The organism is Caulobacter sp. FV1ye13L, from assembly GCF_058681155.1.
This window is the reverse complement of record NZ_CM178732.1, coordinates 972,298-985,607: the sequence shown is the minus strand read 5'-3', so window position 1 is coordinate 985,607 and position 13,310 is coordinate 972,298. Positions and strand designations below refer to the sequence as shown.

The following is a 13,310-nucleotide window of genomic DNA, read 5'->3' as shown; positions in this document are numbered from 1 at the left end:
CATCCTGCGACATGACCCGACGATGAACGGGTCTTCGTTCCGGACGTTTCCCGGTGTAGTAAGCCCCGACTTACTAATTTCCAAGGTTTAGCCCTGTGTCCACGTCCGCGATCGAACCGGTCTCCTTCACGCTGTACAGCAAGGACTTTGAGGGCTTCTCCCAGGCTCTGGGCGCCTCGTTCGAGCGCTACGGTTTCGCCGTGCTGTCGGAGTATGATCTGGATCAGGCCCGCATCGACGCGGCCATCTCGGACGCCAAGGCCTTTTTCGCCCTGCCGGTCGACATCAAGACGCACTATGCCGGCATCAAGGGCGGCGCGCGGGGCTATATCCCGTTTGGCGTCGAGACCGCCAAGGGCGCTACCCACCATGACCTGAAGGAATTCTGGCACATGGGCCGCGACCTGCCGGCCGGCCACCGGTTCCGCGCCACCATGGCCGACAATGTCTGGCCGGCCGAGATCCCGGCCTTCAAGCATGACGTGTCGTGGTTCTACAACGCCCTCGACGCCATGGGCGGCAAGGTGCTGGAGGCGATCGCCGTCTATCTGAGGCTGGACAGAAGCTTCTTCAAGCCCACCATCGAGAACGGCAACAGCGTCCTGCGCCTGCTGCACTATCCGCCGATCCCGATCGACGCCACGGGCGTGCGGGCCGGCGCGCACGGCGACATCAACACCATCACCCTGCTGATGGGCGCCGAGGAGGGCGGTCTGGAGCTGCTGGACCGCAACGGCGACTGGCTGCCGATCAATCCGCCCCCGGGCTGCATCGTCGTCAATATCGGCGACATGCTGGAACGCCTGACCAACCACGTCCTGCCCTCGACGATCCACCGCGTGCAGAACCCGCCGCCCGAGCGCCGTCACATCCCGCGCTACTCGACGCCGTTCTTCCTGCACTTTGCGTCGGACTACGAGATCAAGACCCTGCCCGGCTGCATCACGCCGGAAAACCCGGACCGCTATCCGGAGTCGATCACCGCTGATGAGTTCCTCCAGCAGCGGCTGCGCGAGATCAAGCTGGCCTAGTCGCCGTCCTCTCCTCCTTCGGGAGGAGAGCGCTACCCCTACTTCGAGATGCGCAGGTTCTGGATCGAGCCGGCGATGGCGTCGAACACGGCGGTCAGCTGGTCTGCGTTCGTGACGTCATAGTATTTGTCGCTGGTGGAGGCGCAGCCCTGCAGCACGACCTTGGAGTGGTCCGAAACCCCCACGCCGATGCTGTAGATGATCACGCCCTTGGCCTTGGCCGCGGCGCAGGTCTTGGTCTGGCGACTGTCCATGGCGTCGCGGCGATCGGCTCCGCTGGCCCCGGTGTCGAGCGAGACGTTCGAGGCGTTCTTCAGCCGCTTCTGCCAGACATAGCCATAGCCGCTATAGGTCGAGTCATTGGGGTTGCCGGTCTCGCTCATGACGTTGTCGCCGTCGGTGAGCAGGACGATGACCTTGCTGACATTCTTGGTTCCATAGGCCGAGCCGTCGGCGAACGGGGCGTTGGGCGATACCATGTGCCAACCCCAGACCATGCCCATGGCGACATTGGTGTTGCCGGTAGCGACCATGTCGTCGAGCTTGTCCTTGACCGTCGTGGCCCCGGCGCTGGTGCGCACATTGGTCATCCGCAGGACGCTGGCGATCCCGCAGCCGTCATTGGGGCCGTAGTCTGTGCCGGTCTTGGCCTGGCTGATCACCTTGGACTTGTTGCCGGTGGCGTACTTGGCGACTTCGCCCTGGCGCGTGAACCAGTCGGTTGAACTGGTTTTGTCGTCAGTGATCCAGTTGTTGTAGATCTCACCGTTGTTCCTGACGCGGGAGTCGCGATATTTCGACGACGATGACGGGTACTTCACCGTGTTGTCGTCGGGCTCGTCGGGCGCGAAGAACGGGATGAACATCGAGGCCGGCGTCGAGGGGCTCGGCGCGTCGTCGGTGATGTCATACGGATGGGGCCGGCTCTCGACACATCCCGCCCAGGTGGTCCCCGTCTGGGTCATCATGGTGAAGCGGTTCTGCGAGGTCGCGAAGACGTCCGGACCGTAATAGGCCTGGTCCGGCATCGTCCCGGTGATCCAGTTGGCTGACGAATAGGTCGAGCCGACATTGACGGTCATCGAGAACGGCACGACCGCGATCTTGACCGCATCGGTCTCCGAGGCGCGGGCGGCGGCGGCGTAGAGGGTGTCGACCAGGTCCTTGGACGCGTCGATCAGAGCGTCGATCTTCTTGCCGCCCGAGCCCAGGTCATAGTCCATCGAGCCGGTGTTATCGAGCACCAGGGCCACTTCCAGCTTGTTGACCGAGCGCAGCACTTCGGAGCTGGCGGTGACGGTCGAATTGCCGTTGGTCCACAGGTTGGAGATGATCGGCGTGACGGTCACGGACGCCGAGCCGATCACCTTGTTGCCTGTTCCGGACACGAAGGTGGTGTTGGCGGTCGTCAGGGTCAGGCCCAGGCCGGCCATCTCGGCGGCGAAGGCCGCATCGCCGACCGTATCGAGTCCCGAATTGGTGGTCGCCGTTGAGCGGGCGGCCATCAGGGTGGCGGCGTCCAGGGCGTCCTGCAGCTGGCGGCGCTGAACGCTGAGCCGGTTCATGTCCAGCAGGCCAAAGGCCAGGATGGAGATCGGCAGGGCCAGAAAGGCGAACTGCACGGCCACCGCCCCGCGCTCGTCGCCGCGCAAGCGCTTGAAAAGGCCGGCCGAGGCGCGCTTTCGGAAATGGAGCACTGAGGCCATCCTGCTACGTGTTACCCAAATTGGGTTAAACTGGTGAACAGTTGGCAAATTTTGATGGTGACCTGGAAAGCCGCCTGGCTGTCGCGCGCATCCCCTGCGGCTCCTGAAGTGGAGCCGCCGCACGCGCCGGGGGCTGGTCTTGTGGTTTCCGCAATCATTCTATTTTGCAATGTAAAGACTACGCAGGGCGTCGGCGATGTCCTGGAAGGCCTTCAGAAGATTTGCGGTGTCTGTGGCGTCGAAATAGTGGCTTTCATCGGTGGCGCAGGTTTTCAAGATATTCTTGATGCCGGTATCGGTGACATTGAAGGCAACGGTGAAAACCTCGATTTTCTGGGCCTTGATGTTGGCGCAGAGTTCAGCCGTGTAGGTGTTGGCCTGGGTTGCCGGGCTGCTGGGGTTGGGCGACGGCGAGACGTCGTGTCGCCCGTTGCCGGCGTTCATCAGCTTGGAGTTTGCGCCGTCCGTCATTAGCACCAGGGCCTTGCGCGGCTTGCGGTTCAGGCCCGTGCTGTCATAGGCGGCGGCGTCCGTCAGGGGCTGGGCCGGGGACAGCATGTTGAAGCCCCAGGCCAGGCCGGACGGAATATAGGTGTCGCCGGTGGCCGTCAGCGCCGTGATCGCCGCCTTGACCGTCGACACCGTGCTGGTCAGGCGCGTGAAGGGCGTCGCGCAGCTCAGGTTCATGAAGCCGGGATAGACCCGCAGCGGGTCGGTATCATTGACGTTCTTGGGATAGGCGGGCGAGCCGACGCAGCCGAGGAACTTGAAGGTGTTGGTGGTCACCTTGTCAGCCGTACAGGTGGTCACCGGCGTGATCGGCGTCGTGACGCAATTGATCGACCGGCTGCAGGTTGAGGAATAGGGCACGCCGTCGGTGTATTTGGTGCAGGCATAGGTCTGGGTCTGGCAGGTGGTCTTGGTGGAGACCGTCGTGCAGGTGCCCTTGGTGGTGGTCGTCGTGGTGTAGTCGGCCGGAACGTTGATCCAGCTCTGGTTGCGGTTGGCGATGCCGACATTGACGTACTGGCCGAACGGCACGACGCCGATCTTCACATTGGCGGTGCTGTCGGCCGTCAGCTTGTCGACCAAAGAGGTCGCGGCGGTTTTCAGGGTCGTCAGCTTGGCGCCGGCCATCGAGCCGGTGGTGTCCAGCACCATGACCAGTTCGACCGGCGCGTCCTGGCCCCGTTTCACCGTCGTCTGGGCCGTCACGGACACGTCGGCATTGGTCCAGAGATTGGCGATGATCGGCTTCAGGTCGGACTTTACCGTGCCGATGACCGAATTGTCCGCGCCGCCCTTGAAGGTCGAGTTGCTGGCGGGAACGACGATGCCGAGCCCGGCAATCTCCGCCGCAAAGGCGGCGTCGCCGACGGTGTCGAGCTGGGCGTCGGTGGTGGCGTTGGCCCGGGCGGCGAAAAGGGTCGAGGCATCCAGGGCGTCTTGCAGCTGCCGGCGCTGGATACTCACCCTGTTCATGTCCAGAAGGCCAAAGCCAAGCAGGGCGATCGGCAGGGCCAGAAAGGCGAACTGCACCGCGACCGCGCCGCTTTGGCTGGCCCGCAGGCGACGGCCGAGCCGGCGAAGGGCGTCGCGCGGCGACGGGAGAAGGCAGCGTGGACCGCTCATGACGATTATCCCGACCGATTGACAAGGTCTCCTATGCCCCGATCTTCGTGTACAATCCGCCAACACTGAACCGACCCTGGCCCAGGTCAGCTTCGACAAGCGCTTCGCCGGGCGCTAAACAGCGGCCATGCCGTTCACCGCCACCGTCATGACCATGTTCCCCGAGGCCTTCCCCGGCCCGCTCGGCGTCTCGATGATCGGGACCGCCTGGAAGGAGGAAGACCTGTGGCGATTGGAAACACTGGACATTCGGGCCTTTTCCAAGGATAAGCGCGGCTTCCTCGACGACACCCCTGCGGGTGGCGGCGCGGGAGCGGTACTCAAAGCGGACGTCATCGCCGCCGCGCTGGACAGCGTGGAGGTCGGTGGGCGGCCGCTTTTGTACATGAGCGCCCGGGGTCGGCCCCTGACCCAGGCGCGTGTTCGGCAATGGAGCGAGGCGCCCGGGATCATCGTCCTGTGCGGCCGTTTCGAGGGGGTGGACCAGCGGGTGCTCGACGCCCGGGGGTTCGAGGAGGTCTCGGTCGGAGACGCGGTGCTCGCCGGTGGCGAGGCGGCGGCGATGGTCGTGATCGAGGCGTGCGTTCGACTTGCCCCGGGGGTTCTGGGGAACATCGAGAGCACGCTGGAAGAAAGCTTCGAGGACGGCCTCCTCGAGCATCCGCAATATACGCGACCGCGGACGTTCGAAGGACTGGATATCCCCGAGGTGCTGCTGTCTGGCGATCACAAGCGGATCAACCAGTGGCGCAACAGTATGCGTGAAGAGACCACTCGCGAGCGGCGGCCCGATCTTTGGGAAGCGCATCTCGCCAATCAACAGGCAAAAGGCGGCCCGACCAAGGGTAAGCCCAAAGGAGACTGAGACATGGCTATCAACATCATCAAGCAACTCGAGCAGGAAGAATCTGCGCGTCTGCTGGCCGTCCGGGCGATCCCCGACTTCCAGGCCGGCGACACCCTGCGCGTCAACGTGAAGATCAAGGAAGGCGAGCGCGAACGCGTTCAGGCCTACGAGGGCGTCTGCATCGCCCGTTCGGGCGCCGGCATCCATGAGAGCTTCACCGTCCGCAAGATCTCGTTCGGCGAAGGCGTGGAGCGTCTGTTCCCGCTGCTGTCGCCCAACATCGAAAGCATCGAAGTCAAGCGTCGCGGCGTCGTCCGTCGCGCCAAGCTCTACTATCTGCGCGACCGTCGCGGTAAGTCGGCCCGGATCGCCGAACGCCAGACGATCCGCAAGGAAAAGGGCGCCGCCGAATAGGCTGCCCTTTCTGCGACCTGAACGAGGCCCCGGTGGAAACGCCGGGGCCTTTTTCTTATGATATGCTGGTTGTGACCCTTAGGCGGGTGTCTGATCAGACGCACTGCGCCCCGTCCTGGGCAGAATGCGTAAGCGCGGATGGTTTCCATATGCTGGCCACGCGCTATCCGCCAGCGGCTGCTACCTGGTCGCCTTCACCATACAAAGCTGGTGAGTTGCGCGACCTCAGCCATGCTGCTTCTGCGAGATTCGCGATGGGGAGATCACTTGGAAAACGCACTTTTCAATCAACTGCGAACGATTGGAACAATCGCCGCAGCGGTCCTTGTTGTTTTCGGGCTTATGGATTTGTCTCCGCACTTCTACGGACCATTCCAATTCCTAGGCGACCACCCTGGCTACGCGCCTTGGTTTTCCGGCTCGGCAACACTCCTCGCGATCGTGGCCGCCCTCTACAATACAGATCGGCAGCTAAACCAGGCGCTAGAACGGCAGCGAATTGATGATGACGCGAAGCGTGCTGCGACAGAACATGCTGGCCGCGCTCTCCGCAGGTCCGCAGCGCAAATCGTAGAAATGACCGCGCATCAAATTGCGATCACCTACGCTAATCGGTCAGAAGGTAAGAGCCGATACAATCTCGCTCCCGAACGACGCATGTATCAGAATCTTTGTCGAAAACTGGAGCGATTCCCCATTATCGAACTGGGAGAATCTAGTCTTTCCAAGACTTGGTACGTCATCGAGCAAATGATGATGTCGATTGAAACCAATTTTCGCGTCGCCGAGGAGGAGTGGGATCGCCTCGAAACAACAGAAGAGATAGAATCTAGCAAAACTATAGAATATCGCCTCGCCGCTGTGGTGAATATTACCGTGAGAATTCGTGATTACTGTGATGAATTTTTCTCCTCAGCAGGAGAGCCGCCTCAAATATGGGGTGAGACATTTAAGGCTGCTGAGCTGATCGAAATCAAAGCCTAACGCCGCCCACGACTTCGCAGCTGCGATGTTCCCAAAACTGATACCCAAGCTTGAGTGCAGTAGCACCCATCTTGACAGATCGTTGGTTTGGGAGGACCGTCTCCTCACCCCCACCGCCTCGGCGACGGGGTTTCAGACCGCTCCCTTCCAGGGTGTGGCCGGTTTCAAGGACCTCAGGTCTCGAAACCAAATGACAACAGGGCGCGCTCCCATGTCTCACGCGAGCGGGGCGCGCCCTTTCTTGTTCAGCGAAGTCGCCAGTCGGCCACGCCCGGCAAGAAATTGTCGCCGGCCCGGCCCGGGACTGGATTTTCACGCATGATCCGCCCTATATCCCCGCCATGTCCGGCAAAACCCTTTACGACAAGATCTGGGACGCTCACGTCGTCAGCGAGGCTGATGGTGAAGCGATCCTCTATATCGACCTGCACCTGATCCACGAGGTGACCACCCCGCAGGCCTTCGCCGGCCTGCGCGCGGCCGGTCGCAAGGTGCGCCGTCCCGACCGCACCCTTGCGGTGGCCGATCACAATATCCCCACCGAGGGCCAGGCCCTGGGGGTCGACGCTGTCGCCGACGAAGAGGCCCGCCTGCAGCTGCAGACCCTGGCCCGCAACGTCAAGGACAACGGCATCGAGTTCTTCCCGATGGGCGATATCCGCAACGGCATCGTCCATGTGGTCGGGCCCGAGCAGGGCCGTACCCAGCCGGGGATGACCATCGTCTGCGGCGACAGCCACACCTCGACCCACGGCGCCTTCGGGGCCCTGGCCCATGGCATCGGCACGTCGGAAGTCGAGCACGTCCTGGCCACCCAGACCCTGCGCCAGAAGAAGTCCAGCAACATGCTGGTCCGGGTCGACGGCCAGCTTGGCCCCGGCGTCACCGGCAAGGACATCGCCCTGGCCGTGATCGGCGAGATCGGCACCGCCGGCGGCACCGGCTATGTCATCGAGTTCGCCGGCGAGGCCATCAGCGCCCTGTCGATGGAAGGCCGCATGACCCTGTGCAACCTGACCATCGAGGGCGGCGCCAAGGCCGGGCTGATCGCGCCGGATGAGAAGACCTACGCCTATATCCAGGGCAAGCCCGCCGCCCCCAAGGGCGCGGCTTGGGACATGGCCAAGAGCCACTGGAAGACCTTCTTCAGCGATCCCGACGCCGTCTTCGACCGCACGGTCGTTATCGACGCCTCGACCCTGGTCCCAATGGTCACCTGGGGCACCAGCCCCGAGGACGTCATCCCGGTCACCGGCAATGTGCCCGATCCGGAGAGCTTTCCCACCCCCGACAAGCGCGCCGCCGCCCACCGGGCCCTGGACTATATGGGCCTCACCGCCGGCCAGCCGATCAGTGAGGCGCGCATCGACCGCGTCTTCATCGGCTCGTGCACCAACAGCCGGATCGAGGACATGCGCGCCGCCGCCGCCGTGGTGCAGGAAGCCTTCCTGCATGGGCGGCTGGTCGCCGACCACGTCACGGCCATGGTCGTGCCGGGCTCTGGCCTGGTGAAGGAACAAGCGGAAGAAGAGGGCCTGGACGCCATCTTCAAGGCCGCCGGTTTCGACTGGCGCGAGCCGGGCTGCTCGATGTGCCTGGCCATGAACCCCGACAAGCTGCAGCCGGGCGAGCGCTGCGCCTCGACCAGCAACCGCAATTTCGAAGGCCGCCAGGGCCGCGCCGGCCGCACCCATCTGGTCTCCCCCGCCATGGCGGCGGCGGCGGCGATCGCCGGGCATCTCGTCGATGTGCGCACCTTCCTGTCGGAGACCGTCTGATGCAGGCCTTCACCCGTCTCGACGGCCGCGCCGTCCCGCTGTCTCTGGCCAATATCGACACCGACCAGATCATCCCCAAGCAGTTCCTCAAGACGGTGGAACGCGAAGGCCTGGCCAAGGGCCTGTTCTACGACTTCCGCTTCGACGGCGAGGGGAACGAGATCAGCGACTTCGTCCTGAACCGGCCGGAGTACAAGGGCGCCAGCGTGATGATCGCCGGCGACAATTTCGGCTGCGGATCGTCGCGCGAGCACGCCCCCTGGGCCCTGATGGACTTCGGGATCATGTGTGTGATCTCGACCAGCTTCGCCGACATCTTCAACAACAACTGCTTCAACAACGGCCTGCTGCCGGTGGTGCTGGCGCCCGAAGAGATCGCCGTCCTGATGGACGAGGCCAAGGGCGGCAATCACATGGTCAGCATCGACCTGGAAGCCCAGACGGTGATCTCGCCCTCAGGCAGGACCTTCGCCTTCCAGATCGACCCCGTGCGCAAGGACAAGATGCTGCGCGGCCTGGACTTCATCGGCGAGACGATGATGCACGGCGCCGACATCGATCTGTACGAGAGCAAGCGGGCGATCAGCGAGCCCTGGCTGGAAGTTTAGATCTCTTCCCTCCCCCTTGGATGGGGGAGGGGCAGGGGTGGGGGTGACACCGCCAGCGGGCTTCGGCTCGGCATCGCCACATCCTGAACCGCCTTCACCCCCATCCCCGCCCTTCCCCCATCGAGGGGGAAGGGAGAGAGTGCTGACATGACCATCATCCTCGCCGGCACCGTCCGCCTCCCGCCCGAACGCCTGGCCGACCTGCGGCCGCACCTGCGCGCTCAGGTCGAGGGCAGCCGGGCCGAGCCGGGCTGCCTGGACTACGCCCTGACCGAGGATCCGCTCGATCCGGGCCTGATCCGGGTCTATGAGCATTTCGTCGACGAAGACGCCCTGGCCTTCCACCGCGCCAGCCCGCACATGGCCGCCTGGCGCGCCTGCTGGCCGGAGTTGGGTCTGGGCGAGCGCCGCATGTCGTCATTTGACGTTTCCGCCTACCGCGAAATCTGAAGAGAGCCTCCTATGTCCACGCTTCTCCTGCTGCCCGGCGACGGGATCGGTCCCGAGGTCTGCGCCCAGGTTCGCCGCGTCGCCGAGGCGCTGACGCCGGACCTCCAGGTCGAAGAGGCCATCTACGGCGGCGCCAGCTATGACGCCCACGGCACGCCGCTGACCGACGAGGTTCGTGACCGGGCCCTGGCCAGCGACGCGGTGCTGATGGGCGCCGTCGGTGGGCCGCAATGGGCCGCCGCGCCCCGCCACCTGCGCCCGGAAGCCGGCCTGCTGGGCCTGCGCAAGGCGATGGACGTCTATGCAAACCTGCGTCCGGCCTATTGTTTCGAGGCCCTGGCCGACGCCTCCAGCCTCAAGCGCGAGCTGGTCTCGGGCCTGGACATCATGTTCGTCCGTGAACTGACGGGCGGCGTCTATTTCGGCGAGCCGCGCGGCATCGAGGATCTGGGCAACGGCCAGAAGCGCGGCGTCGACACCCAGGTCTATACGACGGCCGAGATCGAGCGTGTCGCCCGCGTCGCCTTCGAGCTGGCCCGGGGCCGCACCAACCGCGTGGCCTCGGCCGAGAAGTCCAATGTCATGGAGTCGGGCCTGCTGTGGAAGCAGGTCGTCACCGCGCTGCACGCCCGCGACTATGCCGATGTCCAGCTGGAGCACATCCTGGCCGACAACTGCGCCATGCAGCTGGTCCGCGCGCCCAAGCAGTTCGACGTCATCGTCACCGACAACCTGTTTGGCGACATCCTGTCGGACGCCGCCGCCATGCTGACCGGCTCGCTGGGCATGCTGCCCTCGGCGGCGCTGGGCGCACCGGGCAAGCCGGGCCTGTACGAGCCGATCCACGGCTCGGCCCCCGACATCGCCGGCAAGGGTGTCGCCAATCCGCTGGCCGCCATCCTGTCGTTCGAAATGGCCCTGCGCTGGTCGCTGGGCCAGGCCGACGCCGCCGACGCCCTGCTGGGCGCCGTCAAGGCGGCCCTGGACGGCGGCGCGCGCACCCGCGACCTGGGCGGTTCGCTGTCGACGGTCGAGATGGGCGACGCGGTTCTGGCCAGGCTGTAGGGCGCGGAAAGTCCTCCCCCTGAAGGGGGAGGCGATCGCGAAGCGATCGGAGGGGGTAGTGCTGCTGCCTCGGCGGGGTCTTCCCCCACCGGCCTGACGGCCGCCTCCCCCTTCAGGGGGAGGACGACAGCGAAGCGATCGGCGGGGGCAGTAGCGGCCTGCGGCTACTCCGCCGCCACGGCCTGCGCCGGCTGGCGCACGCCCATCGGGCGCAGGTCCAGGTCCTGGAACAGGGCGCTGTCCTCGTCCTGGCCCGGCAGGGGCGTGGTCAGCAGCTTGCCGCCGACGAAGATCGAGTTGGCGCCGGCCAGGAAGCACAAAGCCTGCAGCTCGCGGCTCATCTCGTCGCGGCCGGCCGACAGGCGGACCATGGACCGGGGGCAGACGATACGGGCCACGGCGATGGTGCGGACAAATTCGATGGCGTCGATGGCCTTGTCGCCATCCTTCAGGATCCGGTCACCCAGCGGCGTGCCGCTGACCGGCACCAGGCCGTTGATCGGCAGGCTGTCGGGGTGGCTGGGCAGGGTGGCCAACTGGTGTAGCAGGCTGGCGCGGTCGCGGCGGGTCTCGCCCATGCCGACAATGCCGCCGCAGCAGGTGCTCATGCCGGCGTCGCGGACATGGGCCAGGGTGTCGAGGCGCTCCTGATAGGTGCGGGTCGTCACCACGTCGGCATAGTATTCCGGGCCGGTGTCGAGGTTGTGGTTGTAGTAGTCGAGGCCGGCGTCCTTCAGCGACTTGGCCTGCTCGGCCGTCAGCATGCCAAGCGTGGCGCAGGTTTCCAGGCCCAGGGCTTTGACGCCGCCGATCATCGCCGCCAGCTTGGGCAGGTCACGGTCCTTCAGCTCGCGCCAGGCCGCGCCCATGCAGAAGCGTTGCGCGCCGCCGTCGCGGGCCGCGCGGGCCTTGGCGATGACGACATCGGCGTCCATCAGCTTCTCGGCCTTCAGGCCGGTCTTGAAGTGGGCGGACTGGCTGCAATAGCCGCAGTTTTCCGCGCAGCCGCCGGTCTTGACCGACAACAGCTGCGAAAGCTGCACTTCAGAGGGATCAAATCCGGCGCGGTGGACGTTAGCGGCCTGGAACACCAGCTCCATGAAGGGCTGATCGAACAGGGCCTCGACCTGGGTCAGGGTCCAGTCGTGACGGGGTTGTGCGGCGTTGATTTGCGTCATGGCGCGCACGTTTGAACCGCGTAATGCCGCTTGGCAAGACGCCGCCGTCGCGCCATAGGCCTTAGCGGCCGAACAGCGCGCCAGCGGCCGGGCCAAGGGCCAGGATGGGAACATGGATCGAGAAATCGAGCTGAAATTCCTGATCGCCTCCGAGGCGGCCGACGAGATTCTGACCCTGCTGAGTGGCGAGGGGGACGGGGAGGGCGCCGTCCGCCAGCTGGACGCCACCTATTTCGACACCGCCGATCACGCCCTGCGCCGGGCGGGCTTTGGCCTGCGCGTTCGCGACGGGGAAGGCGGCCGCAAGCAGACCCTGAAATCGGCTTCGGCGGGCGGGATCTTCGCACGCGGCGAGTGGGAGACCGCGATCGCCGGCCCGGGTCCGGACGATGCGGCCCTGGCGGCGACGCCGGCGGCGGCGGTGGTCAATGGCCAGGTCCTGCACCCGGTGTTCACCACCAAGGTCGAGCGCACGGTGCGCATGATCCGCCGGGGCGAGACGGTGATCGAGGCGGTGGTGGATCGCGGCGAACTGATCGGCCAGACGCGCCGGGCGCCGGTCTGTGAACTTGAGCTTGAGCTGAAGGCCGGTTCGCCGGCGGCGCTGTTCGACCTGGCGCGTGAACTGGCGCAGCGGGTTGCGCTGCGCCTGTCGCTGGTCAGCAAGGCCGAGCGCGGCTACGGCCTGGCCGCCTCCGGCCAGCCTGCTCCTGAGATGCGCCGCTCGCCCGCCCAGCTGACTGTGGACATGAGCGTCGGCGAGGCCCTGCAGGCGGTGGGACGCGCGGCCCTGTCACAGCTGTGCGCCAATGTCGAGGCTCTGCGCGAGCGCCCCGGTCCCGAGGGCGTGCATCAGCTGCGGGTCGCCGCGCGCCGCATGCGGGCGCTGCTCAAGGCGTTCAGGCCGCTGTCGACCGGACCGGAGGCCGTGGCCCTGGACGGCGAACTCAGCTGGCTGGCCGGCGAACTGGACACGGCCCGGGACCTGGATGTCCTCATCGCCGAGGTCTGGCGACCGGCCTCGGCGGACTCGCAGGCGCAGGGCGCGGCGGCCTTCGGGCGGGCGTTGCTGGCGGCCCAGGCCAGCGCCTATCTGCGCATGGAGGCGGCGCTGGAGAGCGCTCGCGGCCGCGCCCTGCTGCTGGAGGCCGCCGCCTGGCTGGAGGCCGGATCCTGGACCGCCGCCCCGGACCTGGCCGCCGTCCGCGACGGGCCGGCGCCCGCCTTTGCCGCCGGAATGCTCAAGCATCGTCGCCATGTTCTGGTGAAGAAGAGCGCGCACCTCAAAGACCTGGATCCGCCGACCCGCCATCGCCTGCGCCTGAAGGGCAAGACGCTGCGCTATGCCGCCGCGGACCTGGCCGGCCTGTTCCCAGAGCACCCCCGGCGCGCCGAACGCTTCATCGAGGCGACCAAGGCCCTGCAGGACGCCCTGGGTCACCTCAACGACCTGCATGTGGGTCCCGAACTGGCGCGCAGCATAGCCCTGGCCAGCGGCGAACCCGAGGCGAGCCTCGCGGCCGGGCGACTGGTCAGAAGCGGCGACGAGGCACGCCTGCTGCGCCAGGCCTGCAAGGCCCGCGACGCCTTCGCCGACGCAAAGGTCTTCTGGTGAAG

The 13,310-nt window shown here is 65.7% G+C and carries 12 protein-coding genes; 9 read left to right on the top strand and 3 right to left on the bottom strand.

The genetic code is table 11. The features are described from left to right. The first annotated feature begins 95 nt into the window (after nucleotides 1-95). A complete protein-coding gene (locus ACW176_RS04485; protein WP_492111053.1) occupies nucleotides 96-1,031 on the top strand; it encodes an isopenicillin N synthase family dioxygenase in 936 nt (311 codons plus the stop codon). A 38-nt stretch (nucleotides 1,032-1,069) separates the two neighbouring features. On the opposite strand, the gene ACW176_RS04480 is transcribed toward ACW176_RS04485, so the two are convergent. Continuing rightward, nucleotides 1,070-2,737 (bottom strand): TadE/TadG family type IV pilus assembly protein, encoded by a 1,668-nt coding sequence (locus ACW176_RS04480; RefSeq protein WP_492111052.1) that lies wholly within the window; start codon nucleotides 2,735-2,737, stop codon nucleotides 1,070-1,072. 159 nt (nucleotides 2,738-2,896) lie between these two features. Beyond that, entirely contained in the window at nucleotides 2,897-4,369 is a 1,473-nt protein-coding gene (locus ACW176_RS04475) for a hypothetical protein (RefSeq protein WP_492111051.1), read from the bottom strand. Between the two features lie 127 nt (nucleotides 4,370-4,496). Between ACW176_RS04475 and trmD the strand changes: the two genes are divergently transcribed. From trmD to leuB, 7 genes are all read left to right on the top strand, one after another. Next, on the top strand, nucleotides 4,497-5,234 hold the full coding sequence (gene trmD / locus ACW176_RS04470; protein WP_492111050.1) for a tRNA (guanosine(37)-N1)-methyltransferase TrmD: 738 nt from the start codon (nucleotides 4,497-4,499) through the stop codon (nucleotides 5,232-5,234). A 3-nt stretch (nucleotides 5,235-5,237) separates the two neighbouring features. After that, nucleotides 5,238-5,630, top strand: a complete 393-nt coding sequence (rplS, locus tag ACW176_RS04465; protein ID WP_419253760.1) for a 50S ribosomal protein L19 — start codon at nucleotides 5,238-5,240, stop codon at nucleotides 5,628-5,630. A gap of 267 nt (nucleotides 5,631-5,897) precedes the next feature. Next, a complete protein-coding gene (locus tag ACW176_RS04460) occupies nucleotides 5,898-6,614 on the top strand; it encodes a hypothetical protein (protein WP_492111049.1) in 717 nt (238 codons plus the stop codon). Between the two features lie 341 nt (nucleotides 6,615-6,955). Next, a complete protein-coding gene (gene leuC, locus ACW176_RS04455) occupies nucleotides 6,956-8,392 on the top strand; it encodes a 3-isopropylmalate dehydratase large subunit (protein ID WP_492111048.1) in 1,437 nt (478 codons plus the stop codon). Further along, nucleotides 8,392-9,000, top strand: coding sequence for a 3-isopropylmalate dehydratase small subunit (leuD, locus tag ACW176_RS04450; RefSeq protein WP_492111047.1), 609 nt, complete (start codon nucleotides 8,392-8,394; stop codon nucleotides 8,998-9,000). Before leuC ends, leuD begins: the two co-directional genes overlap by 1 nt. Nucleotides 9,001-9,147: 147 nt before the next feature. Next, nucleotides 9,148-9,450: a putative quinol monooxygenase gene (locus tag ACW176_RS04445; protein WP_419319140.1), complete on the top strand. Its 303-nt coding sequence runs from the start codon at nucleotides 9,148-9,150 to the stop codon at nucleotides 9,448-9,450. A 12-nt stretch (nucleotides 9,451-9,462) separates the two neighbouring features. Continuing rightward, on the top strand, nucleotides 9,463-10,515 hold the full coding sequence (gene leuB / locus ACW176_RS04440; RefSeq protein WP_492111046.1) for a 3-isopropylmalate dehydrogenase: 1,053 nt from the start codon (nucleotides 9,463-9,465) through the stop codon (nucleotides 10,513-10,515). Nucleotides 10,516-10,679: 164 nt separating this feature from the next. On the opposite strand, the gene bioB is transcribed toward leuB, so the two are convergent. Continuing rightward, nucleotides 10,680-11,693 (bottom strand): biotin synthase BioB, encoded by a 1,014-nt coding sequence (gene bioB, locus ACW176_RS04435; RefSeq protein ID WP_492111045.1) that lies wholly within the window; start codon nucleotides 11,691-11,693, stop codon nucleotides 10,680-10,682. A 112-nt stretch (nucleotides 11,694-11,805) separates the two neighbouring features. Between bioB and ACW176_RS04430 the strand changes: the two genes are divergently transcribed. Next, entirely contained in the window at nucleotides 11,806-13,308 is a 1,503-nt protein-coding gene (locus ACW176_RS04430; protein ID WP_492111044.1) for a CYTH and CHAD domain-containing protein, read from the top strand. Nucleotides 13,309-13,310: the final 2 nt, after the last annotated feature.